This window comes from Curtobacterium sp. Csp1 (assembly GCF_013347185.1).
Window position 1 is genome coordinate 1860586 of the sequence record NZ_CP054594.1, and the last position, 23320, is coordinate 1883905.

The 23320-nt window shown below is 72.1% G+C and carries 21 protein-coding genes; 12 read left to right on the forward strand and 9 right to left on the reverse strand.

The window, feature by feature from the left end; genetic code table 11:
• The first annotated feature begins 47 nt into the window (after positions 1-47).
• Positions 48-1316 (forward strand): acyltransferase, encoded by a 1269-nt coding sequence (locus HUN58_RS08945; RefSeq protein ID WP_114850227.1) that lies wholly within the window; start codon positions 48-50, stop codon positions 1314-1316.
• 54 nt (positions 1317-1370) lie between these two features.
• Positions 1371-2291, forward strand: coding sequence for a cytochrome c oxidase assembly protein (locus HUN58_RS08950; protein WP_180225698.1), 921 nt, complete (start codon positions 1371-1373; stop codon positions 2289-2291).
• Positions 2292-2410: 119 nt separating this feature from the next.
• Here the strand turns inward: HUN58_RS08950 and HUN58_RS08955 are convergent, their stop codons facing one another.
• Both HUN58_RS08955 and HUN58_RS08960 read right to left on the reverse strand, forming a co-directional pair.
• A complete protein-coding gene (locus tag HUN58_RS08955; protein ID WP_180225699.1) occupies positions 2411-4039 on the reverse strand; it encodes a DHA2 family efflux MFS transporter permease subunit in 1629 nt (542 codons plus the stop codon).
• On the reverse strand, positions 4036-4641 hold the full coding sequence (locus tag HUN58_RS08960) for a PadR family transcriptional regulator (RefSeq protein ID WP_114850230.1): 606 nt from the start codon (positions 4639-4641) through the stop codon (positions 4036-4038). Before HUN58_RS08960 ends, HUN58_RS08955 begins: the two co-directional genes overlap by 4 nt.
• A 220-nt stretch (positions 4642-4861) precedes the next feature.
• Here HUN58_RS08960 and purS point away from each other — a divergent pair, with 220 nt between their 5' ends.
• The 4 genes from purS (at position 4862) to HUN58_RS08980 (ending at position 9216) form a co-directional block, all read left to right on the forward strand.
• Positions 4862-5116 carry a phosphoribosylformylglycinamidine synthase subunit PurS gene (gene purS / locus HUN58_RS08965; protein ID WP_114850231.1) on the forward strand — a complete coding sequence of 85 codons (255 nt, stop codon included), beginning with the start codon at positions 4862-4864 and terminating at the stop codon, positions 5114-5116.
• Between the two features lie 5 nt (positions 5117-5121).
• Positions 5122-5817, forward strand: a complete 696-nt coding sequence (purQ, locus tag HUN58_RS08970; protein ID WP_058742209.1) for a phosphoribosylformylglycinamidine synthase subunit PurQ — start codon at positions 5122-5124, stop codon at positions 5815-5817.
• 38 nt (positions 5818-5855) lie between these two features.
• Positions 5856-8237, forward strand: a complete 2382-nt coding sequence (gene purL / locus HUN58_RS08975) for a phosphoribosylformylglycinamidine synthase subunit PurL (RefSeq protein ID WP_254631655.1) — start codon at positions 5856-5858, stop codon at positions 8235-8237.
• A 61-nt stretch (positions 8238-8298) separates the two neighbouring features.
• Positions 8299-9216 (forward strand): 2-hydroxyacid dehydrogenase, encoded by a 918-nt coding sequence (locus HUN58_RS08980; RefSeq protein WP_180225700.1) that lies wholly within the window; start codon positions 8299-8301, stop codon positions 9214-9216.
• Positions 9217-9340: 124 nt separating this feature from the next.
• Here HUN58_RS08980 and HUN58_RS08985 read toward each other — a convergent pair whose 3' ends face one another.
• The 3 genes from HUN58_RS08985 to HUN58_RS08995 are packed head-to-tail and all read right to left on the reverse strand — an operon-like array spanning position 9341 to position 11246.
• On the reverse strand, positions 9341-9730 hold the full coding sequence (locus tag HUN58_RS08985) for a GNAT family N-acetyltransferase (protein WP_231050140.1): 390 nt from the start codon (positions 9728-9730) through the stop codon (positions 9341-9343).
• A gap of 56 nt (positions 9731-9786) precedes the next feature.
• Entirely contained in the window at positions 9787-10875 is a 1089-nt protein-coding gene (locus HUN58_RS08990; RefSeq protein ID WP_180225701.1) for a beta-propeller fold lactonase family protein, read from the reverse strand.
• Between the two features lie 29 nt (positions 10876-10904).
• Positions 10905-11246, reverse strand: coding sequence for a chorismate mutase (locus tag HUN58_RS08995; RefSeq protein ID WP_114850236.1), 342 nt, complete (start codon positions 11244-11246; stop codon positions 10905-10907).
• A 92-nt stretch (positions 11247-11338) separates the two neighbouring features.
• Here HUN58_RS08995 and HUN58_RS09000 point away from each other — a divergent pair, with 92 nt between their 5' ends.
• Complete coding sequence (locus HUN58_RS09000) at positions 11339-11746, forward strand: DUF1304 domain-containing protein (protein ID WP_180225702.1); 408 nt, start codon at positions 11339-11341, stop codon at positions 11744-11746.
• A 395-nt stretch (positions 11747-12141) separates the two neighbouring features.
• Here the strand turns inward: HUN58_RS09000 and HUN58_RS09005 are convergent, their stop codons facing one another.
• On the reverse strand, positions 12142-13158 hold the full coding sequence (locus HUN58_RS09005; protein WP_167509999.1) for an iron-siderophore ABC transporter substrate-binding protein: 1017 nt from the start codon (positions 13156-13158) through the stop codon (positions 12142-12144).
• Between the two features lie 58 nt (positions 13159-13216).
• Here HUN58_RS09005 and HUN58_RS09010 point away from each other — a divergent pair, with 58 nt between their 5' ends.
• The gene (locus tag HUN58_RS09010; RefSeq protein WP_208745461.1) at positions 13217-14083 is read left to right on the forward strand and encodes a shikimate dehydrogenase; all 867 of its coding nucleotides are present in this window, start codon (positions 13217-13219) and stop codon (positions 14081-14083) included.
• 32 nt (positions 14084-14115) lie between these two features.
• Here the strand turns inward: HUN58_RS09010 and HUN58_RS09015 are convergent, their stop codons facing one another.
• Entirely contained in the window at positions 14116-14502 is a 387-nt protein-coding gene (locus tag HUN58_RS09015) for a YchJ family protein (RefSeq protein ID WP_180225704.1), read from the reverse strand.
• A gap of 225 nt (positions 14503-14727) precedes the next feature.
• Here HUN58_RS09015 and HUN58_RS09020 point away from each other — a divergent pair, with 225 nt between their 5' ends.
• The 3 genes from HUN58_RS09020 to HUN58_RS09030 all read left to right on the forward strand — a co-directional run bounded on the left by HUN58_RS09020 (position 14728) and on the right by HUN58_RS09030 (position 21301).
• Entirely contained in the window at positions 14728-15372 is a 645-nt protein-coding gene (locus HUN58_RS09020) for a hypothetical protein (protein ID WP_180225705.1), read from the forward strand.
• 40 nt (positions 15373-15412) lie between these two features.
• Complete coding sequence (locus HUN58_RS09025; RefSeq protein WP_254631656.1) at positions 15413-16201, forward strand: SOS response-associated peptidase; 789 nt, start codon at positions 15413-15415, stop codon at positions 16199-16201.
• Between the two features lie 180 nt (positions 16202-16381).
• Positions 16382-21301, forward strand: coding sequence for a tandem-95 repeat protein (locus HUN58_RS09030; RefSeq protein ID WP_180225706.1), 4920 nt, complete (start codon positions 16382-16384; stop codon positions 21299-21301).
• A gap of 104 nt (positions 21302-21405) precedes the next feature.
• Here the strand turns inward: HUN58_RS09030 and HUN58_RS09035 are convergent, their stop codons facing one another.
• Positions 21406-21735, reverse strand: coding sequence for a hypothetical protein (locus tag HUN58_RS09035; protein WP_147281434.1), 330 nt, complete (start codon positions 21733-21735; stop codon positions 21406-21408).
• Between the two features lie 110 nt (positions 21736-21845).
• A complete protein-coding gene (locus tag HUN58_RS09040) occupies positions 21846-22175 on the reverse strand; it encodes a hypothetical protein (protein ID WP_114850242.1) in 330 nt (109 codons plus the stop codon).
• Between the two features lie 272 nt (positions 22176-22447).
• Here HUN58_RS09040 and HUN58_RS09045 point away from each other — a divergent pair, with 272 nt between their 5' ends.
• Positions 22448-23308, forward strand: a complete 861-nt coding sequence (locus HUN58_RS09045; protein ID WP_208745462.1) for a VanZ family protein — start codon at positions 22448-22450, stop codon at positions 23306-23308.
• Positions 23309-23320: the final 12 nt, after the last annotated feature.

Consider the following 23320-nt stretch of genomic DNA (forward strand, 5'->3'; position numbering starts at 1 on the left):
AGCTGGGACGCGGCTGGACCGGGCGGGAGCGCCGGTACGGTCCCTCCATGGGGGCAACAGCGGGAACACTCGTCCGGCAGGCGATCGCGCAGCGGGACCTGGTCGTCGACCTCGTCCGGACCACGTGCGTGGTCCTCGTCGTGGTGGTCCACATCACGATGGTCGGCGTCGCGGTCGGCCCCGACGGCATCGCGGTGACGAGCCCGTTGCAGGAGGCGCCGTGGTACGTCGCCGCCACGTGGGTCGGGCAGGTGATGCCGCTGTTCTTCGTCGTCGGCGGGTTCGCGAGCGCGGTGGGATGGCGGAGCACAGTCGCGCGGGGCGGTGGGGCGCGGGACTTCGTCGCGACCCGGCTCGTGCGACTGTTCCGCCCGGCGATCCCGCTGTTCCTCGTGCTCGCGGTCGCCCTCGGTACCGCGACCGCCCTCGGCACGCCGCCGGAGCTGCTCGGCGAGGTCGCGTTCGGCATCGGCTCCCCGCTCTGGTTCCTCGCCGCGTACGGCATCACCCAGTGCTGCGTCCCGCTCATGGCGCGGCTGCACGCCCGGGCTCCGTGGCGGACCCTCGGTGCACTGCTCGTGCTCGCCGCGGCGGTCGACGCGGTCCGGTTCGCCACCGGCGTCGCGGAGGTCGGGCTGCTCAACCTCGGTCCGGTGTGGCTCTTCGCGCAGCAGCTCGGCTTCCTGTGGGCAGACGGCTGGTTCGCCCGGCGCTCCCGGCTCGTGCTCGTCGGCGGGGCGGTCGCCGGGTACGCGGCGCTCGTCCCCCTCACCTCGGTCGGGCTCTGGGCGCCGGACATGCTGCAGGACCTCAACCCGCCGATGCTCCCGCTGGCGTTCCTCGCGGTCGCGCAGGCGTGCCTCGTGCAGCTCGCCCACGGTCCGCTCTCGCGACTCATGCGGACCCGGGGCGCCCAGGCCGCCGTGTTCGTGGTCGGCCGGGACGGCATGGTGGTGTACCTCTGGCACCTGCCGCTGTTCATCGCCCTGAACGGCATCGCCCTGCTCCTCGGTGCGCCGTTCCCCGAGCCCGGCTCAACGGTGTGGTGGGCGACCCGGCCCGTGGCGCTCGTGGTGGTGCTCGCCGTCGCGATCGGGATCGCCCGTGGGCTCCGGTGGTTCGACCGGCCGCTCCCCCGCCTGGAGCCCGGCACGGACCGTCCGGGCTGGCCGGTCCTCGCCGTCGCGGCACTCTGCACGATCGGCCCCGCCTTCGCGGTGATGCAGCTGCACCTGTCGCTCGGGACCGCCGTGGTCGGCGCGGTGCTCGTACCGCTCGGGGTCGTGCTGCTCGGGCGGACCGTGCGGCTGAACTGATCCTCACCGCGCCGGGGCCCGTGCGCGGGCACACCGAGGCGTCGACGGCAGAGGATGGCGGGGCACCGACCACGCCCTGTTCTCCCCCGGAGGTTCCCCACGCCGCAGCCCGCCGAGTTCTGGAGCACCTGGCAGTTCGACCCCCTCGCCGCCGTGCTGCTCGCCGTCGCCGCCGTCGCGTACGGGTGGTGGATCGTCGGAGCACGCCGTCGAGGCGCGCGCTGGTCCGGATGGCGGACGCTGTCGTTCCTGCTCGCGCTCGTACTGTTCGGGCTCCTGCAGTTCGGCGTCGTCGGGCGGTACGACCAACTGCTCCGCTGGGCCTTCACCCTCCGGCTCGCCCTGCTCTTCTTCGCCGTCCCGACGTTCGCCGCCCTCGCCGCACCGGTCTCGCTGCTGCGGCTCGGCGGCCCTGGACGCCTGGCACAGCTCGCCGATCGCGCGATGGGGTCCCGCCCGATCCGGGTCCTCGGCAACGCGATCGTCGCCCCGGTCGTGGGGCTCGTGCTGTTCGCGGTGCTGCTGACCCCGCTCGCGGCGACCATCCGGGAATCCTCGGGGTGGGCGGTCGCGATCACCGTCCTCGTGCCCGTGCTCGGCTTCGGGTTGCTCGCGCCGCTGTCCGAGCCGGGCGTGCTGCGGAGCTCGACGTTCGTCACGGTCGAGTTCCTGCTCGCCTTCGTCGAGCTCCTGCTCGACGCGGTCCCCGGCATCGTGCTGCGCGTGACGAACCACGTGCTCGACGGGTCGCTCGTGCACGTCCTCGGGCAGCCGTGGTTCCCGAACCCCCTCGAGGACCAGCACCTCGCCGGCGACCTGCTGTGGTTCATCGCCGAGGTGGCCGACGTCCCCGTCCTCATCATGCTGTTCATCCGGTGGCAGCGGACCGACCGCCGCGAGGCTCGGTCCGTCGACGCGCTCTCCGACGAGGAGATGGAGGCGCTCACCCGCGAGCACCTGCAGCGCCGCGGCTGAGCCCGGTGCGGCGGTGGCGCTGGCGAGCGGGAGCCGCCCCCACGCAGGACCGGCCCCGCACCGCCCCGTGATCGGGGGCGGCGCGGGGCCGGGCTGGGCCGGGATCGGCGCAGCGCGGGTCAGGCGTCCGCGTGACGACCGTGGTGGTCGGTGGCTGCCAGCTCCTCCTCCGCGGTGGCCGGCGCCGGAACCGCAGCATGCGCACCCGCGCCGACCCGCTCGGCCTCGGGCTGCGTCGGCACCGCCCCGGTCTGCTGCCACTGCACGGTCTGCTTCGGCTTCGCCAGGAACAGGGCCGCGACGATCGCCACGACGAGCACCAGGGCCGGCAGCACGAGCGACTGCCCCATCGCCGTGGCGAACGGCTGCTGCAGGAACGCCGGCAGCGCACCGACTTGCTGCTCGGCGCCGCCGCCCGACGACGAGCCCGCTCCGGACGGGAAGTTCGCCGTGATCCGGGCCTCGATCAGCGCCGCGATCCCCGCGGAGCCGAGCACCGCACCGATCTGCCGGGTGGTGTTGTAGACGCCCGACCCGGCACCCGCGAGCGCCGGCGGCAGGTTCCGCGTCGCGGAGACCGAGAGCGGCCCCCACATGCACGCGTTCGCGAGCCCGAGCAGCGCACTCGGCAGCAGCGTCCAGCCCCAGTCGGCACCGGACCACAGGAGCGACCCGAACCAGAAGAGGGCGCCGGAGAAGCAGGCGAGACCGAACGCCCCGACCCACCGCGGGCTCCACTTGTTCAGGTTCTTGCCGACGAGCGGCGCGAGCCCGGCGGAGATGACGGCCTGCGGCACGAGGAGCAGCGCGGCCTGGGTCGGGGTGAAGCGGAGCACGTCCTGCGCCCACAGCATGATCGGGAGCGCGAACGACGAGATCGCGACGCCCACCGCGGTGATCGCGATGTTCGCGAGCGTGAAGTTGCGGTCCTTGAACAGCCCGAGGGGCAGCAGCGGCTCGCCCTTCTGCGTGCCCTGCCACACGACGAACGCGGCGAGGACGACGATCCCGGTGATGATCAGCGACCAGACGGAGATCGGCCCGGTGATGGTGCCCCAGTCGTAGGTCTCGCCCTCCTGGATGCCGAAGACGAGCAGGAACATGCCGACGGCGGACAGCACGATGCCGAGGTAGTCGAAGCGGTGCCGGCGGCGCTCGAAGGTCGGGACGAACCGCTGCGCGAGCACGAACGCGACGACGCCGACGGGGACGTTCACGAAGAAGATCCACTCCCAGCCGAAGCCGTCGACGAGCAGGCCGCCGACGATCGGGCCGACGAGCGAGGCGACACCGGCGACGGCACCCCACAGGCCCATCGCAGCGCCGCGGTTCTGGGGCGGGAAGATGCGGGTGATGACGGCCATCGTCTGCGGGGTCATCATGGCGGCGCCGAGGCCCTGCACGACGCGGGCGACGATGAGCACCTCGATCGAGCCGGCCAGGCCGCACCACAGGCTGGCGAGCGTGAAGACGACGAGCCCGACCTGGTACAGCACCTTCGGACCGAAGCGGTCGCCGAGCCGGCCCGTGATGAGCAGCGGCACCGCGTACGCGAGCAGGTAGGCGCTGGTCACCCAGATCACGGCGTTGATGTCCGCGTCGAGCGCCGAGGCGATGGTGGGGGTCGCGACCGACACGATGGTCGAGTCGACGAGGATCATGAAGAACCCGACGACGAGGGCCCAGAGCGCGGGCCAGGGCTTCTTCTCGTGCGTGGTCGGGGCGCCAGTGGTGGTGGCGGAGGTCATCGAGTGTGTTCCTTGCTGCTGGTGGTGGTGTCGGGGAGGACCGGGTCGGTCCAGGGGACGGCGCCGTTCCGGAGGCGTTCCGTCGTGGCACGGAGCCACTCGATCTGGGCGGTCAGCATGGCACGGACGTACGACACGTCCAGCCAGTACCGCTCGGGCAGGTCCTTGCCGCGGACGACGTCGAGGATCTCGTCGGCCTCGTCCCGCTGCCGCTCGAGCGCGTGCACCCGCCGGCCGAGCGCGTCGACGGCCTCGGCGAGGGGCAGGTTCTCGACCTCGGCGAGCGCCAGGTGGAACACCGGGTACTCGTCGGCAGGGTCGGCGAGCATGCCGACCAGGCCGTCGTGCAGCACCGTCCACCCGCTCTCCGTGATCGCGTAGGTGGTGCGTTCCGGTCGGTTGCCCTCGCGGTCGGTGCCGACGACCTCGGCGAGGCCGAGCTCCACGAGGCGGCCGACCTGGTGGTAGAGGGTGCCCGGCCGGACCTTGACGTTCCGCCCGTCGCGCCGGTGGGTCATCGTCTGGAACATCTCGTACGGGTGCGTGGGGCCCTCTGCGAGGAGCCCGAGCGCGGCGAACGCGAGCGGCGTGAGCGACGCCATCCGTGCCTCCAGTCCGACATGACGGATTACTCCGTCCCGATCATTCGACTTGGAATGTACGCCTTGGAGCAGCCATCGGCAACCAGACGGGCGCGTCCTCCACAGGCGCGCACCGCGCGTGCAGTTCCGCACAGGAGGCACGGTGCGGTCCCGGCGCGTCGCGCGCGGACCGTAGACTGGTCGCGTCCCACCCAACCCACCCAAGCGCTGGAGTGAACACGTGCCAACCATCGTCGTCGAGGTCATGCCCAAGGCAGAGATCCTCGATCCCCAGGGCAAGGCGGTGGGCAACGCGCTCGCCCGTCTCGGCAAGGCCGACCTGACCGACGTCCGCATCGGCAAGCGCTTCGAGATCGCCGTCGACGGCCCCGTCGACGACGCGAAGCTGGCCGAGGTCCGCGAGATCGCGGCCGACGTCTTCTCGAACGCCGTGATCGAGGACGTCGTCTCGGTCACCGTCGCCGAGCAGGCGTGAGCCGCATGCGGATCGGCGTCATCACCTTCCCCGGCTCGCTCGACGACCGCGACGCCCAGCGCGCGGTCCGGCTGGCCGGCGGCGAACCCGTCGCGCTCTGGCACGGCGACCACGACCTGCAGGGGGTCGAGGCGATCATCCTCCCCGGCGGGTTCTCGTACGGCGACTACCTGCGTGCCGGTGCGATCGCGGCGAAAGCCCCGATCATGGCCGAGGTCATCGACGCCGCCGGCAAGGGCATGCCCGTGCTCGGCATCTGCAACGGCTTCCAGATGTTGGCCGAGGCACGACTGGTGCCGGGCGCGCACACCCGCAACGCCCACCAGCAGTTCATCCGGCGCGACCAGAAGCTCCGCGTCGAGAACGCCGGCACCGCGTGGACCTCGGGCTTCGACGCCCAGCAGGAGATCACCATCCCGCTGAAGAACGCCGACGGCCGCTTCGTCGCGGACGCCGACGAGATCAAGCGCATCGAGGACAACGGTCAGGTCGTGTTCCGCTACGTCGGCGTGAACCCGAACGGGTCGATCGACGACATCGCGGGCGTCTCGAACGAGCGCGGCAACGTCGTCGGGCTGATGCCCCACCCCGAGCACGCGACGGAGCCCGGGTTCGGCCCGGACACCCCCGCGGCGATGGCCTCCGGCACGGACGGCCTCACCTTCTTCACCTCCGTGATCGAGTCGACGCTGGTCAAGTGACCGCGGCCACGACTCCAGTGACAGGGAACGACAACACCGTGACGACCCACGTTCGCCCGAAGCCCGACACCGTCCAGGACGCCGCCGCGACGCCCGACAAGGAGCAGCCGTACGAGGCCCTCGGGCTCAAGGCCGACGAGTACGCGAAGATCCGCGAGATCCTGGGGCGCCGCCCCACCTCGGGCGAGCTCGCGATGTACTCCGTGATGTGGTCGGAGCACTGCTCGTACAAGTCGAGCAAGAACTACCTGCGGCAGTTCGGCAAGAAGGTCACGCCGGAGATGACCAAGAACCTCATGGTCGGCATGGGCGAGAACGCCGGTGTCGTCGACGTGGGCAACGGCTGGGCGGTGACCTTCAAGGTCGAGTCGCACAACCACCCGTCCTACGTCGAGCCGTACCAGGGCGCCGCGACCGGTGTCGGTGGCATCGTCCGCGACATCATCTCGATGGGCGCGCGTCCGGTCGCCGTGATGGACCAGCTCCGCTTCGGCGCGATCGACCACGAGGACACCGCCCGCGTCGTGCACGGTGTCGTCGGCGGCATCTCGTTCTACGGCAACTGCCTCGGTCTGCCGAACATCGGCGGCGAGACCTACTTCGACCCGGTGTACCAGGGCAACCCGCTGGTGAACGCCCTCGCGGTCGGTGTCCTGCGGCACGAGGACCTGCACCTGGCGAACGCCTCCGGCGCCGGCAACAAGGTCGTGCTCTTCGGTGCCCGCACGGGTGGCGACGGCATCGGCGGCGCGTCGATCCTGGCGTCCGACACCTTCACCGAGGGCGGCCCGACCAAGCGTCCGGCGGTCCAGGTCGGCGACCCCTTCGCCGAGAAGGTGCTCATCGAGTGCTGCCTCGAGCTGTTCCAGAAGGAACTGGTCGAGGGCATCCAGGACCTCGGCGCCGCCGGGATCTCGTGCGCCACGTCGGAGCTCGCGAGCAACGGCGACGGTGGCATGCACATCTCGCTCGACGACGTGCTGCTCCGCGACCCCACGCTCACGGCAGAGGAGATCCTCATGTCGGAGAGCCAGGAGCGCATGATGGCCGTCGTCCGTCCCGAGAAGCTCGACGAGTTCCTCGCGGTCGTCGGCAAGTGGGAGGTCGAGACCAGCGTCCTGGGCGAGGTCACCGGCACCGGCCGTCTCGTCATCGACTGGCAGGGCCAGGAGATCGTCAACGTCGACCCGCGCACCGTGGCCGTCGACGGGCCCGTTTACGACCGCCCGGTCGCCTACCCGACGTGGATCGACGCCCTGCAGGCCGACACCGCGGCCTCGCTCGACCGTCCGACCGACGGCCCGGCGCTCAAGGCGCAGTTCCTGCAGCTGCTCGGTTCGCCGAACCTGGCGTCGAAGAACTGGGTCACCAACCAGTACGACACCTACGTGCTCGGCAACACCGCGCTGTCCTTCCCCGACGACGGCGGCATGATCCGCGTCGACGAGGAGACCGGACTCGGCGTCGCCATCGCGACCGACGCCAACGGCCGGTACTGCCAGCTCGACCCGAAGCAGGGCGCACGGCTGGCCCTGGCCGAGGCGTACCGGAACGTCGCCGTCACCGGTGCCGTCCCGGCCGCGGTCACCGACTGCCTGAACTTCGGCTCCCCCGAGAACCCCGAGGTCATGTGGCAGTTCTCCGAGGCGGTCGAGGGCCTGGCGGACGGCTGCATGGAGCTCGGCATCCCGGTCACCGGCGGCAACGTGTCGTTCTACAACCAGACCGGCACCACCCCGATCCACCCGACCCCCGTCGTCGGCGTGCTCGGCATCATCGACGACGTCGCGCTGCGGGTGCCCTCGGGTTGGCAGGACGACGGCCACAACATCTACCTGCTCGGCACGACGAGCCTGGAGCTCGACGGGTCGGCGTGGGCCGGCACGGTGCACGGGCACCTCGGCGGACGCCCGCCGGCGGTGGACCTCGAGCGCGAGAAGGCCCTGGCGGAGTTGCTGTACGCGGCCTCCGGCGAGCAGCTGCTGACCAGCGCCCACGATCTGGCGGACGGCGGCCTCGGCCAGGCCCTCGCCGAGTCGGTGCTGCGGTTCGGCCTCGGCGCCCGGGTGGTGCTCGACGAGCTCGAGGCCCGCGACGGCGTCGACACCGCGACCGCACTGTTCTCGGAGTCGACCGGCCGCGTCATCGTGACCGTCCGGCGCGAGGACGACGTGCGCTTCCAGGGCCTGTGCGAGGGCCGGGGCTTCCCGGTGCTGCGCATCGGCGTGACCGACGCCGCGTCGGGCACGCTCGAGGTCCAGGGCGCGTTCGAGGCAACGCTCGACGAGCTCCGCGGCACGCACGCCGCGACGCTGCCGGCGCGTTTCGGCGACGTCATCACCGAGGACGTGACCGAGGGCTACGTCGGCCGCGGCCCGCTCGACACCGACGGCGCGTTCTCGCCGCGGACCGACAGCTGATGTCGATCCGGCGGACGGCAGCGGCGGTGGTCGCCTCCGGCCCGGTCACCCGGGTCGCGCGGTGATCGTCACCCTGCCGTTCGCCGAGCTCGTCGACCGCTTCGGCCCCGTGCCGGACGGCGTCGAGCTCGACGTGTGGGACGTCGAGGGCCCGTACGGCCGCCCCGACGAGGTGGCCCTCACGCTGCTGCCGTTCTACTTCGGCGGACGGCACCGCTGGCAGTACGTGCACGAACTGCCGAACCTGCGGCTGCTGCAGCTCCCGAGCGCCGGCTACGAGCACGCGGTGCCGCACGTCCCGGAGCACGCCGAGCTCGCGAACGGCCGCGGCATCCACGACGACGAGACCGCCGAACTCGCGGTCGGGCTCGCACTGACCTCGCTGCGGGAGATCGCGGCGTTCCAGGCCGACCGTGCCGCCGGGGTGTGGGATGCACGGCAGACCCGCTCCCTCGCGGACCGTCGCGTCACCGTGGTCGGCTACGGGGCGATCGGCGCCGCGATCGCGACCCGGTTCGAGGCGATGCGGTGCCCGGTGACCGTCGTCGCACGGACGGCTCGGGAGCAGGACGGTCGGCAGGTGCACGCCTTTGGCGACCTGCCGTCCCTCGCCGCCGACACGGACGTCCTCGTGCTCATCACCCCGCTGACCGACGAGACCGAACGGCTCGTCGACTCGGACCTGCTCGCCGCGCTGCCGGACGGTGCCCTCGTGGTGAACGTCGCCCGCGGCAAGGTCGTCGACACCGACGCCCTGGTGGCGGAACTCACCTCGGGCCGTCTGAGTGCGGCGCTCGACGTCACCGACCCCGAACCGCTGCCGGCCGGACACCCGCTGTGGACGACGCCGAACACCGTGCTCACGCCGCACGTCGGCGGCAACACCGACCTCAGCGTGCCGCGCACCCTCGAGCTGATGCGGCAGCAGGTCACCGCGCTGGCCGAGGGCAGCCCCTTCCGGAACGTCATCCCCCGCTGACCGGCGAGGCCGCCGTCGGGCCGGCGGGCGTCGCGAGACTCGTCCCCGCGGGCGGTTCCGTGGGTCGGCGACAGCGGAAGCGTCCGCCGACCCGAGTCTCGGGCCGCGCCGCACCGCGCACCGCTCAGTCGATCGGCAGCGCCATGCCCAGGCTCGGCGCCACGTCCTCGAACCCGAGCGACCGGTACAGCCGCTGCCCGGGCGGATCCCCGACGAGCGTGATGTAGGCCCCTCGGGGCGCTCGGGCACGGACGTCCGCGACGAGCCACTCGACGACCGCACGTCCGAGCCCGCGGCGCTGGTGCGCGGGATCGGTGGCGATGTCCGCGATGTGGAAGTACCACCCGCCGTCCCCGATGGTGCGGCCCATCGCGACCGGCACACCCTCGGGGTCCACGACGTGGCACGCCGACCACGACCCGGCGATCGCCCCGGCACCCTGCTCGGGCTCCTTCGGCGACAGTCCCGAGTCCCGTCGGAGGCGCAGGTAGTCGTCGAGCGGGGGCGGACCCACGACGAGCCCGTACCCGTCGGCGAGGGGCCCGTCGGCGAGCACTCCCCCGGACACGGTCAGCCCTTCGCCGACGGTGCGATCGGCAGGACGCACGCCGGGCTCCCGACGGCGATCTGCGCCACGGGTCCGCCGGGCACGCCGTCCTCGCCCACGGGCAGCACCGCCACGGCGTCCGACATCTGGTTGGCGACGAGCAGGAACCCGGGGACCTGCGCGAAGTGCCGCGGCCACACCCCGCCCGAGGATGCGCTGCCGACCACGGCCAGCTCGTCCCCGGTGGTGTCCAGCACGACGATCAGGTCCCGGCCACGGACGGCGACGAGCACCCGCCCGGCGTCGTCGACCTCGATGTGGGACAGGAGCGACTCCCCCACCGGGCCCTGGAAGGTCGCGGCCGAGGCGATGGGCACGAGCGACCCGGAGTCGTCCCGGCGGAGTCGGTACACGCGCCCGTCGAGCTCGCCCGCGACGATCAGGTCGTCGCCGAGCCACACCATGTGCCGCGGCCCGATGCCGGGACCGAGGTGGTGCACGCGGACCAGGTCGATCGCGGGCTCGTCCGTCACGCGGAACTCGTGCAGCGCGTCACCGCCGAGGTCCGCCACCAGCACGGTGCCGTCGGGCGTCCCGATGGACTGGTGTGCGTGCGGCCCCTCCTGCCGGTCCTCGACGGGACCCTCGACGTCGGGCAGCACGCCGGTGACGATCGCGGAGTCCGGCACGACGACGCGGTCGCCCAGCCCGTGCGGCTCGGCGGCGCCGGAACCGACGGAGCTGCCGTCGAGCACTGCGGACGCGTGCGCCTCCGCTGCCGCGAGCCCGATCGCCGTGACCGTCCCGGAGACGTAGTTCGTGACGACGAGCGCGCCGGACGGGTCGACCCGGACGTGGCAGGGGGCGTCGCCGCCGGCGCTCGCGTCCCAGCGGTGCTCGAGTGCGCCGTCGGCGTGGCGGAAGGCCGAGACGCTGCCGTCGGCGGTCTCGGACACGGCGTAGACCCGATCGCCGTCGAGGGCGAGGAACGACGGATCGTCCATCACGGCCGCGGTGTGGGCGGTGGTGCCGTGCACGATCGAGATGCCGGTCGCCGACCCGCCACCCGTCGCCGTGTAGGACCCCACGAGCACGTGTAGGTCGTCGAGCACAGCCAGCTCGTCGAGCGACCCCGCCCCACTCACTTCGCGCCGCCCGCGATGCGCTCGTGGTGGTGGATGACCTCGGCGACGATGAAGTTCAGGAACTTCTCCGCGAACGCCGGGTCGAGGTGCGACTCCGCCGCGAGCTGCCGGAGCCGGGCGACCTGCACCTGCTCACGGTTCGGGTCGGCGGCGGGCATGCCGGCCGAGGCCTTGAGGTACCCGACGCGCTGCGTGTACTTGAACCGCTCCGCCAGCATGTGGATCACGGCGGCGTCGATGTTGTCGATGCTCTGCCGGATGCTCGTCAGCTCGGCGACGGGATCCGGAGCGGCAGGATCGACGGCGGCAGGCACGGACTCGGGCTCGACGGCGCTCATGTCCCGAGCCTACCGGCGAGGCCCACGGGTCCCCAGCGGTCGGAGCGCCCCAGCGGACGGAGCACCACTCCCGGGCTGCGAGAATGGAGGCCATGTCGGTCCTGCTCGTGATCTCGAGCGTGTGTGCGGTCCTCGCGGGCCTCGTCCACGTGTACATCTTCTTCCTCGAGTCCGTCGCCTGGACCAGCCCCCGCGTGCGCCGCGCCTTCGGCATCGCGAGCGAGACCGAGGCGCAGGCCACCCGCGCCCTCGCGTTCAACCAGGGCTTCTACAACCTGTTCCTCGCGATCGGTGCGATCGTCGGCGTCGCCCTGGTCGCGGTCGGCAACGGCGCCACCGGCTGGCCGCTCGTCGTGTTCTCGACCGTGAGCATGCTCGGCGCCGCCGTGGTCCTCGCGGGAACGGGGCGCCGGTACCTCAACTCGGCGTTCGTGCAGGGCTCGCTGCCGCTGATCGCCCTCATCTTCGCGTTCCTCGGCTCGACCTTCCCCGCGTCCTAGCCCGACGCACGCCGGACGCACGCCCGACGCACCCCCGGCTCGCCGAACGCCGGCGTCGTTCCGTCCCATCGCGCGTGCGATCGGAGGACGGAACGCGCATCGGGAGCAGGAAGGAACGGTCTCCTTCGAGCGGATCGGCCTCCCACACGCGGATCGGCACCCCACGCGCGGATCGGCACCCCGAGCACCCATGCCCGGAAGAGCGCCGGGCGCACCCCGAGACGGACGGGAGGCGCGGTGCCGGCTGGCACCGCGCCTCCCGTCCGTCAGCCGGTCACCTCCGGCACCCCTCTTCCGTGGAGCAGAAGACGTCGGGTCGCACGAGGCAACCCGACGTCTTCTGCTCACCCAGGAATCCGGGGGAGCACCGAGCCGAGCGGTACGACGAACCGGACTCAGCCGACCTTCTTCGCCATCTCGTCCGGCAGCCGCTCGAGTGCCCACTCGATCGCCGCGGTCGTCCCGAGCGAGAACGCAGACGAGACGTTCGCGTCGCTGACGACGATGGAGTGGCCCTCCTGCACGGACGGCACCTTCTGGAACAGCGGGTCGGCCTCGGCCTTGGACGCGTCGACGTAGATCGGCAGGATCAGCGTCAGGTCGGCGTTCAGCAGGTCGAGGTTCTCCTCCGACAGCTTGACCGAGAAGGCGTCCCCGGCCTGCTCGTCGATGGCCTTCGGGATCGTGAACCCAAGGTTCTTGAGGAACTCGGAGCGGCTGTCGCTCGAGGCGTAGGCGCCGAAGCCCTCGGACGTGTACGAGCCGACGACGGCGGTCTTGCCCTGGAACTCCGGGTGCGCCTTCTTCGCGGCGGCGTACGCGTCGTCGAGGCCGCTGAGCAGCTTCTTGCCCTCGGACTCCTTGCCGAGCGCCTTCGCGATCATGTCGACCTGCTGCTCGGTGGTGGTGAGGTAGTTCGCGCCGCCCTTGGGGATCGCCACGGTCGGGGCGATCGCGGAGAGCTTGCTGTAGCGGTCCTTGTCGCCCGAGCTCTTGGTGTCGAGGATCAGGTCCGGCTTGAGCTTCAGGATCTGCTCGTAGCTCGGCTCGAGCGTCTGGATGATCTCGGGCTTCTTCGTGTAGGCGTCCTTGAGCCACGGCCCGACGCCGTCACCACCGAAGGCGAGCCAGTCGCTGGCGCCGACGGGCTGCACACCGAGCTCGAGCGCCGTCTCGGCGTCACCCCAGCCGAGGGCGACGACGCGCTTCGGCTGCGAGGGGATCTCGGTGGTGCCGAGCGCGGTGGTGATGGACACCGGGAAGGCGCCGGACGAACCGGACGCGTCGCCGGAGGCCGAGCCGGACGGGGAGCCGCCGCTGCAGCCGGCGAGGACGAGGGACGCGGCGACGACGACGCCGGCAGCCGCGAGCACGCGCCGGACGCGACGCGAGGAGGGGGAGGTACGGATCACGTAGGTAAGGCTACCCTAAGCGCTGACCGGGCGCCGCGCCGTGGATAGGCTCGCGTGCGTGGAGTACTCGGACCCCCACCGCACCCGCCTCGCCGTGCTCGGCTCCCCCATCGCGCACTCGCTCTCGCCCACCCTGCACGCAGCGGCCTACGACGTGCTCGGGGTCGGCTGGACGTACGGGAGGCACGAGGTCGCGTCCGGCGGGCTCGACGCGTTCGTCGCGGGGCTGGGTCCGGAGTGGCGCGGGCTGAGCCTGACCATGCCGTTGAAGCGGGACGTCGTGCCGATGCTCGACCGCACGACCCCGCTCGTCGATGCACTCGGCGTCGCGAACACCGTCGCGTTCCGGCAGGAGGGCGACCGGGTCGTCCTCGCGGGCGCGAACACCGACGTCGAGGGGATCGTCCGACCCGTCGAGGCCCTCGGGCACGTGCCCGGTCAGGCGAGCATCCTCGGCGGCGGCGCCACCGCGGCGAGCGCCCTCACGGCGGCCGTCCGGCTCGGGGCCGTCGACGTCCGGCTGTTCCTGCGGGACACCGCGAAGGCCGGCGCCCTCGTCGACCTGGCGGTGCGGCTGGGCGTCACACTCGAGGTCCTGCCCGTGTCCGCGCTGCCCGGCACCCGGCACGGGTTCCTCGTGTCGACGCTCCCCGGGGGCGCGGCGGACTCGCTCGACCTGCTGCCGTCGGGCCCGGACGCCGTGCTGTTCGACGTGGCCTACGAGCCGTGGCCGACCGTCGCCGCGAGTCGATGGGCGGCCGCGGGCGGGCGCGTGCTGAACGGGCTCGACATGCTCACCGAGCAGGCGATCGGGCAGATCCGGTTCTTCCTGACCGGGGACCAGGACGAGCTGCTGCCCGACGAGGCTGCCGTGCGCCGGGCGATGCGGCGCTCCGTCGGGCTGCCGGACGCGATCGCGGGCTGAGCGCACGACGGGGACATCAGCCGTCGCACCGATCAGGCGACGACGCGGTCGACGTAGAACCAGCGGCCCTGCTCGCGGACGAACTCGCTCGTCTCCTCGAGCGTCCCGCGCTCGTCGTCGGTGCGCCACCACGCGCGGAAGGCGACCTGACCTGCGGAGTCGAACGGGCCTCCAGACCGGGTCGCGACGATGTCCAACCGGGTCCAGCGCTGGGCCGGGTCGAGCGTCAGCTCGTCCGGCCGGGTCCTCGGGTGCCAGCTGCGCAGCAGGTACTCCGGCAGGCCGAGGGCGAACGCGCTGAACCGGGAGCGCATGAGCCGCTCGGCGGTCGGGGCCGCGGCGCCGGCGTGCAGGGGGCCGCAGCACTCGCCGTAGGGGTTGCCGCTCAGGCAGGGGCAGCGCTGGTCGTCGGGGAGCACCCCGGCACGGTAGCAGCGGTGCGCTCGCACTGACTGCCCGCGCCCGTCCGCCCGTCCGTCGGTCGATGGAGCAGAAGACGTCGGGTGCCCGGCCCCGACGCGACGGCCTCTGCTCCATCGAAGGCGGTGCACGAGTGAGGCGAGGGCGTTCTGAGGGCGCAGCACGTCCGCGCACGCAGGGCGTGGGGGTAAGAGTGAGGAGTGTTGCGGCTCGGGTGGCAGGTGATGCGGGGGCTCCTCGGCCAGGTCGTCGACCTCGCGCGGGTCCGCCGTGCCCTGTGGATCGCCGGTGCCGTCGCTGCCGTGGTGCTCGGCGCGCTCGTCGCCCTGCACCTGGTGAACGGTTGGGCCGGGACGGGGAGCCTGCGACCGGGGCTCGTGGTCGCGGCCGTGACGGCCAGCGTGTTCCTGCTCGTCTACGCCTGCTGCCCCACGGCGCGCGAGGTCGGCCCGGAGCTGCGGATCAACGGACGGCAGGTCCGGCCGAACACTGCGTTGGCGGTCCGGTGGGAGGTCCGCCCCTACCTGGACCGCGTCCGGCGCCCGGTGCACCCGGAGCACCGCGAGGCGATCCTGAACGACGTGCCCCTGCTGCAGCGCGGCCTGGTGCGCCGGCTGACCCGGCTCGCCCCGCTGCTGCTCGCCGTGGCGATCGGCGCAGCCGTGGTGCTCACGACAGGACGCGCTCAGGTGTTCGCGGTCCTGTGGCCGTTCGTGTACCTCTTCACACTGCCCGACATGGTGCTCCGGATCGGACGATCCGAACGGGCACGGCGGGACGCCCTCGCGACGCCGCCCGCGGCCCCGGAGCAGCGGCCGCAGTGGCGTCGGGACCCGAGCGGCTCGAAGCTGGGCCTGCCCGGGGAGTGACCGCCGGCCGGGTGTCGGTCCGGGCGGGCACACTGGGCGCATGTGTGGAAGGTTCGTCGTCTCCGACACCACGGCCGATCTGCTGCCCGAGCTCGTCGGTGAGCTCGCCGCGCGCACCGAGCACGTCGACCAGGAGACAGGCGAGGTGCACGCCGGCCTCGCCCCGAGCTGGAACGTCGCCCCGACGGACCCCGTGTACGCCGTCCGGCAGCGGAACGGGCAGCGCGAGCTCCCGCAGATCAGCTGGGGCTTCGTGCCGAGCTGGGCGAAGGACTTCCAGAAGCAGCGCCCGAAGCCGATCAACGCCCGGATCGAGACGGTCGCAACGAGCGGGATGTTCAAGCGGGCGTTCGCGACGCACCGGTGCATCGTCCCCGCGCTCGGGTACTACGAGTGGGTGGTGCGCGAGGACGGCAAGGAGCCGCACTTCGTGCACGAGCCGGGCGGTGCCCTGGCGATGGCCGGGGTGGTGAGCGCCTGGCCGGACCCGACCAAGCCCGAGGACGACCCGGACAAGTGGCGGCTATCCCTGGCGATCATCACCCGGGACGCCCACGTCGCTCCGGGCGAGGTCCACGACCGCATGCCGGCGTTCCTGACCCCGGACGGCTACGACGACTGGCTCGACGGCAGCCTGGGCACGGACGACCTGCTCGCACTGCTCGACCACGAGTCGCTCGCAGTCGCGGCGGGGCTCGAGCAGTACGAGGTCTCGCGGGCGGTCAACAACGTGCGGAACCAGGGCCCGCAGCTCATCGACCCCGTGCGCCGAGCCGACCGAGCGGACGAACCGGTCCCCCTCTTTGGGGACAAAGAACCCCCCGTCTGAGTCGCAGCTGGGAACCGGTGTCCCCAATATCGTGATCAACGGCCGTGTACCCGACACGACCGCTCTTCCCGAAGGACACCCGTGCCCTCATTGCACCGCGCTCGACCGCGCCGTCGAACCCTCCGGCTGGTCGCCGGATCCGTCGCAACGACACTCGTCGCAGGGAGCGCCGCGCTCCTGTTGCCGCACGCCGCGTTCGCGGCCCCGGCCTTCGACGCGTCGAAGCTCTACGCCGTCCAGAGCTCGTCGTCGAACGTCGTGACGATCGACCGGACGACCGGGGCGGCGACGACCGTCCTGACCGCCCCCACCGGTCCGGCGAACAACGGCAGCTTCAACCAGCTCGGCATCTCCGCCGACGGCGACAAGCTCTACATGACCGACAGTGCGACGGTCCGCGAGTACACCGCGTCGACGAACACCTGGGAGTCGACGCAGCGCTCCACGGGCGCGACCGTCGGAACCACCATGGGTGGCGTCAATCCGAAGACGCAGCTGTTCTTCTTCGGCGGGCAGACCAACGGCAAGTTCCTCTTCGACTCGTACGACCCGGCGACGAACAAGATCTCCACCACCCCGGTCACCGTCTCCGCGGCGGGAGCACCCGGCGGCAGCGGCGACCTGGCGTTCGACCGGCAGGGCAACCTGTACTTCGTGTCCAGCTCGGGCGCGAACAACAACTCGAACACCGCGCAGCTCTACCGCGTCAACGCATCCGACCTCGGCGGTGGCAACACGACGGCGACCGCGGTCGGTCCGCTGATCAGCAACACCCCGATCCTGAACTCGCTGGCCTTCGGTGACGACGGCTACCTGTACATCGCGGGCAACGGGACGAACTCGTTCCTCAAGGTCAACCCGGTGAACGGCAAGACCGTCGACACCAAGACCGTCGGCGTCTCGATCACCGACATGGCGTCGAACGCGGTGCCGTCGACCGGCCAGTCGCAGGGCGGCTTCACCGACGGTCGCGCGAAGCCGAGCGACCAGCTCACGACGACCATCAGCGGCGGTGACATCCCGACCCCGGTGAGCGCGACGACGTCGACCGGCAAGGACACCGTCACGGTGGGCCCGATCATCCTGCTGCCCGGGCAGAGCTACACGGTCGACCAGACCCCGGGGAACACCACGACCGACCCGAACGCGTACGACACGACGTACAAGTGCATCAACCTGGTCGACGGCTCGGTCGTCGCACAGGGCACGGGCACCTCGGCGCCGTTCACCGTCCCCGCGGGTGGCGGCGACGTGCAGTGCGTGTTCTCGAACCCGCTCAAGCCGACCGTGACGAACACCTCGTCGACGGGCAACGCACCCGGCCAGCCGGTGACCGTCGACCCGCTCGCGGGCTCAACGGGCTCCATTGACCCGACCACCGTCACGCTGACCCCGAACACGCCGGACTCGATCGTGTCGAACGGCGGCAAGCAGCTCACCGTCCCCGGTGAGGGCACCTGGACCGTCGACCCGCAGTCCGGCGAGGTCACCTTCACGCCGGAGAGCGGCTCCACGAAGAACCCGACGCCGGTCACGTACACGGTGGACGACACCCGCGGCAACCAGACCTCCGGCCAGATCGCCGTGACGTACAAGGGGAACGCGCAGCCCGACACCGCGAAGACCACGCAGGGCACGGCCGTGACGGTCGACGTCCTGGCGAACGACGAGGGCGGCACCGTCGCCTCGAGCGTCGTCTTCCCGACCTCCGGCCAGCCGAAGGGCGCCACCGTGAGCACCGACGGCAAGCAGCTCACGGTCGCCGGCGAAGGCACGTACACGATCGACCAGAGCACCGGCAAGGTCACGTTCACCCCGGACCCCGCGTTCCGCGGCACCACCTCGCCCGTGTCCTACCAGGTCGCCGACGCCGACGGCGCGACGTCCACGGCGACGATCACGGTGCAGGTCGCCGCGGTCGGCCCGACGGCGAAGAACGAGACCGCCACGACGCAGCAGAACACCCCAACCACGGTCGACGTCGTCCGCGACACCGCCCCGGGCGTGCAGGGCGGCACCCCCGTCGACCCGACGACGGTCACCTTCCCGACCACGGGCCAGCCCGCCGGTGCCACCACGAGCACCGACGGCCGCCAGCTGACCGTCCCCGGTCAGGGCACCTACACCGCTGACCCGACCACCGGGGAGATCACGTTCACCCCGGCGCAGGGCTCCACCGGCACGACCACCCCGGTCACGTACCAGGTCGGTGACACCGGCGGCGCGACCGGCACCGGCACGCTGACCGTCACCGTCACGGCCGTCACCCCGACCGCGAAGGACGACACCGTCACGCTCGCGCAGGGCGACACGGCGACGGTCGACGTCCTGGGCAACGACACCCCGGGCAACGCGGCGACCCCGCTCGACCCCACCAGCGTGACGTTCCCCGGCAACGGCACGAAGCAGCTCACCGTCCCGGGCGAGGGCTCGTACGCGATCGACCCGAAGTCCGGCAAGGTCACCTTCACCCCCGAGCCGACCTTCCGCGGCACGACGACGCCCGTGACCTACCAGGTCGCCGACGTCGATGGCCACACCGCGTCGGCGACGATCACCGCGACGGTCACCCCGGTCGGCCCCGCGGCGCAGGACGACACCGCGAAGACCGAGCAGAACGCTCCGGTCGTCGTGGACGTCACCGCGAACGACCAGCCCGGTGTCGCGAACGGCACCCCGGTCGACCCGACCAGCGTGGTCTTCCCGACCTCCGGCCAGCCGAACGGTTCCACCGTGTCGACGGACGGCAAGCAGCTCACCGTCCCCGGCCAGGCGACGTACGTGATCGACCCGACCACCGGGAAGGTCACCATCACCCCGGCGCAGGGCTTCACCGGCACCACCGCGCCGGTGACCTACCAGGTCGCCGACACCGGCAAGGCCACGGGCACCGCGACGATCAGCGTGACGGTCAGCGCCGTCAGCCCGACCGCGAAGGACGACACCGCGACGACCGACCAGGGCAGCGCGACCACCGTCGACGTCCTGGCGAACGACACCGCCGGCAACGCCCAGACCCCGCTCGACCCCACCACCGTGACGTTCCCCAGCACCAAGACGGGCACGACGAGCGCAGACGGCAAGCAGCTGACCGTCCCCGGCGAGGGCACGTACACGATCGACCCGACCACCGGCAAGGTCACCTTCACGCCCGAGGCCACGTTCCGCGGCACCGCCACCCCGGTGACGTACCAGGTCGCGGACTCCGACGGCACGACGGCCACGGCGACGATCACCGTGACGGCGAAGCCGGTCGGCCCGAAGGTCGCGAAGGACACCACCGCGACCACGTCGCAGAACACCCCGGCGACCTTCGACGTCGCCGGTGCCGCGAGCCCCGGCGTCAAGAGCGGCACGCCCGTCGACCCGACGAGCGTCGTCTTCCCGAAGGACGGCCAGCCGACCGGCGCCACGGTGTCGGACGACGGCAAGCAGCTCACCGTCCCCGGTGAGGGCACCTACACGGTCGACCCGAAGACGGGCGTGGTCACGTTCACACCGGCGCCCGGGTTCTCCGGCACCACCACCCCGGTGACCTACCAGGTGAGCGACACCGGCGGGCAGACGTCGAACGGTCAGCTGACCACCACGGTCACCGCGGTCTCGCCGACCGCCGAGCCGGACACCGCCACCCTCGCGCAAGGCGACTCCGCGACGATCGACGTGCTCGGCAACGACCACGGCGGCAACGCGGCCACCCCGCTCGACCCGGAGAGCGTCGTCTTCCCGGCCGCCGGCCAGCCCGCGGGCGCCGTCGGCACCGAGAGCGCGAAGCAGCTCACCGTCCCGGGCCAGGGCACGTACGTGATCGACCCGGAGTCGGGCACGGTCACCTTCACCCCCGAGCCGACGTTCCGCGGCACCGCGTCGCCGGTGACCTACCAGGTCGCCGACGTCGACAGGCACACCGCCACGGCGACGATCACCGCCACGGTCACCCCGGTCGGCCCGGCGGCGAAGGACGACAGCGCGACGACCGAGCAGAACACCCCGGTCTCGATCACGGTCCTGAGCAACGACGGCCCCGGCGTCGAGGACGGCACGCCGCTCGATCCCGCCAGCGTGGTGTTCCCGGCGACGGGCCAGCCGGACGGCGCCGCGGTCAGCACGGACGGCAAGCAGCTGACCGTCGCCGGCCAGGGCACCTACACCGTCGACCCGGCGACCGGGAAGGTGACGTTCGCCCCGGCGCAGGGCTTCGGTGGCGCTGCCGCACCGGTGACCTACCGCGTCGCCGACACGGGCGGGGTGTCCGCTGCTGCGACGATCACCGTCACGGTCACCTCGGTCGCGCCCGCCGCGCACGACGACTGGGCGAGCACCGCGATGGACACCCCGGTGACGATGTCGGTCCTGAGCAACGACGACGCCGGGAACGCCGCGACGCCGATCGTCCGGACCACCGTCCGGCTGATCGACGGCTCCGGCGCCTCGGTGTCCCGCATCGCGGTGCCCCGGAACGGTGTCTGGTCGGTGAACGACGCGGACGGGACCGTGACCTTCACGCCGGAACCGGGGTTCTCGGGTCCGACGCAGGGGAACTACCGGATCACGGACACCGACGGGCACACGAGCGACGCCGTCATGACCGTCGTCGTCGGCACCCCGCCGACCGCGAAGGCGGACCACCGCGACGGCAAGCCCGGCACCGCGACCGTCGTCGACGTCCTCGGCAACGACGGCCCCGGCACCGCGCCGATCGACCCCGCGTCGGTCCGTCTGGTCGACCCGAAGACGGGCAAGCTCGTCGACACCGTGACGATCGCCGGCGAGGGCACCTTCACGGTCCAGCCCTCGGGCACGGTCACCTTCACCCCGGTCGACGGCTACGCCGGCACCGCGCACGTCGACTACTCGGTCGCCGGCGAGGACGGCAGCCGCGCCACCGCGACGGTCTCGGTCACGATCCCGGTCGTGCCCGGCATCACGCAGAACCCGGCGAAGGGCGGCGGCGTCATCGTCACCACCCCGAGCGGCGACCGCCTGGCCTTCACCGGCAGCGACGTGCTGTGGCCCGGCCTCGGTGCCTCGTTCGTCCTGATGGCGATCGGCCTGGGCCTGGTCCTGCTGCACCGCCGTCGCACCGCACAGGAGCGCTGACCGGCGGCCAACGGCCACCGGCCAGCAAGAAGCGACCAGCAACGACGGAGGGCCGGGACACCAGATGGTGTCCCGGCCCTCCGTCGTTGCAGCAGCAGACCAGGTCAGTCGAGCGTCCGCCGGACGTCCGGCAGCAGCTGGTGCAGTCGCTCGGCCAGTCGGTCCTGGGCTTCGTGCAGGGAGCGGAAGTCCCCGACGTACTGCCCGTAGGTGTCCGAGACGAAGAAGTGCGCGCCCTGCTGGTCGACCACTCCCCCGTAGTACCCGCCGTAGTTCGCCGCCCAGAGCCCCGTGTCGGCTTCGGACCAGACGACGTGCGCGCGGGCCGGCGCATCGGGTGACACGACCCCGGCAGCGATGCCGGTGATGACCTCGATGGTCGCCGTGTCCACGGTCACCTCGGCCTGGTGGCTGCTGGTGACGCTCGTGCTCATGGTGGTGCTCCTCGTGATGGTGGTGCTGGTGGAACCGTGCAGTGTGGTGTTGTGCGGTGCGCTGGTGTCGCGGGGCCCGTCCGACGACGGGCCGGGATGGTCGCCGGGCACTAGTCGATCGGCCGGATGACTGCCGGCAGCATGACGTGCAGCTGGTCGGCGAGCTTGGCCTGGGCGTCCTCGAGCGTCGAGAAGTCGCCGACGACCAGTCCGAACGTGTCGGAGGCCACGTAGCGACCGTCGCGCTTGTCGACGGTGCCGCCGAAGTAGCCGCCGTAGTTGGCGATCCACTCGCCGTCGTCTTCCTGGGTCCAGGTGGTCTTGGCACGGGCGGCACGACCGGCGTGCTCGGCTTCCGCTTCGAGGATCGCGATGACGTCGACGGTCTCGGTGTCGAGCGTGACCTCGGCTCGGCTGTCGGTGTTGACGGTGATGCTCATTGTCGCTCTCCTTCGCGATCCGGGGTACATCTGCTGACACCAGAACCGTACGGGGCCGACCACCCGCCCCGCCAGCGATGCCCGCCGATTCACGGTTCGCGCCAATGCGATCGATCGAGCACCCCCGGAATTCCGGGGTTGGGGGACACCGGAACGGGGTACAGGTCCGAAACGGGGTACTCGTTTCGCGGATGAACGACTTCCCGGGGGACGTCGCCGCCGTCGGACGGTCGCCACCGGCCGGGAGGCGCGGCACAGTACGGTCGGTTCCCGTGACCACCGCGAGCAGGACGACCGTCGTGCGGATCGTGCTGTGGGCGGCGGTCGGGCTGCTGGTCGCCCTGATGCTCGTGCCGGGCACCGCGGACGGGTTGCGGTCCGCCCTGGGACGGGCCCTCGCGGCGCTGCGCGCCGTCGGGCACGGCACCCTCGACGTCGACCCGGGCTTCGCGATGGCGATGGTCGTGACGGTGGTGACCGTCCCGGTGCCGGTGCTGCTCGCGGTGGTGGGGCGTGCCTCCAGGCCGGGTGGGGTGCGGCAGCGTGCGGTCGTGAGCTGCCTGCTCGTCCTGGTGCTCGCCGCGGCAGCGGCGGTGCACGCCGACGGACGGTGGGACCGCTTCCGGGACGTCGCGACCGCCGGACTGGTCGGGGTGCTGCTCGGCAGCCTGATCGACGCGGCGGTGCACGCGCGGGAGCGGGCGGCACACGCCTCCGTGCGGAGCAAGCGGGTGGCGTGGACGATCGCGGGTGCATACGGGCTGCTCGTCGTGCTCGTGGCGACGTGGGGGACGCCGGTCGACGGCGGGATCCACCCGTGGCTCGTGCGGGCGATCGCGGCCGGGCAGCGGCTCGGGGCGCCGTCGTGGCTCGGGTACAGCGCGGTCGAGTTCACGGCGAACGTGGTGTTCTTCGCGCCGTTCGGGTTCCTGGCCGTGCTGCTGCTCGGCGCCAGGCGGTGGTGGGTGGGGATGCTCGGCGGGTTCCTGGTGAGCTGCGCGATCGAGACGACGCAGGCGCTGTTCCTGCCGGCGCGGTTCGCGTCGGTGGACGACGTGCTCGCGAACACCTCGGGGGCCGTGCTCGGGGTGCTGCTGGGGGTCGTGGTGCTGGGGCGGGTGCGGCGGAGCTGAGGCATCTCCGTG

Excerpts from the sequence above, each read along its gene's own strand:
- HUN58_RS08955 (WP_180225699.1), bottom strand. The coding sequence starts at position 4,039 with ATGACCTCCGCCACCACCACTGGCGCCCCGACCACGCACGAGAAGAAG.
- HUN58_RS09035 (WP_147281434.1), bottom strand. The coding sequence starts at position 21,735 with ATGAGCACGAGCGTCACCAGCAGCCACCAGGCCGAGGTGACCGTGGAC.
- HUN58_RS09000 (WP_180225702.1), top strand. The coding sequence starts at position 11,339 with ATGTCGGTCCTGCTCGTGATCTCGAGCGTGTGTGCGGTCCTCGCGGGC.
- HUN58_RS09040 (WP_114850242.1), bottom strand. The coding sequence starts at position 22,175 with ATGAGCATCACCGTCAACACCGACAGCCGAGCCGAGGTCACGCTCGAC.
- HUN58_RS08950 (WP_180225698.1), top strand. The coding sequence starts at position 1,371 with ATGGCGGGGCACCGACCACGCCCTGTTCTCCCCCGGAGGTTCCCCACG.
- HUN58_RS09020 (WP_180225705.1), top strand. The coding sequence starts at position 14,728 with ATGCGGGGGCTCCTCGGCCAGGTCGTCGACCTCGCGCGGGTCCGCCGT.
- HUN58_RS08945 (WP_114850227.1), top strand. The coding sequence starts at position 48 with ATGGGGGCAACAGCGGGAACACTCGTCCGGCAGGCGATCGCGCAGCGG.
- purQ (WP_058742209.1), top strand. The coding sequence starts at position 5,122 with ATGCGGATCGGCGTCATCACCTTCCCCGGCTCGCTCGACGACCGCGAC.
- HUN58_RS09025 (WP_254631656.1), top strand. The coding sequence starts at position 15,413 with ATGTGTGGAAGGTTCGTCGTCTCCGACACCACGGCCGATCTGCTGCCC.
- HUN58_RS08995 (WP_114850236.1), bottom strand. The coding sequence starts at position 11,246 with ATGAGCGCCGTCGAGCCCGAGTCCGTGCCTGCCGCCGTCGATCCTGCC.
- HUN58_RS08960 (WP_114850230.1), bottom strand. The coding sequence starts at position 4,641 with ATGGCGTCGCTCACGCCGCTCGCGTTCGCCGCGCTCGGGCTCCTCGCA.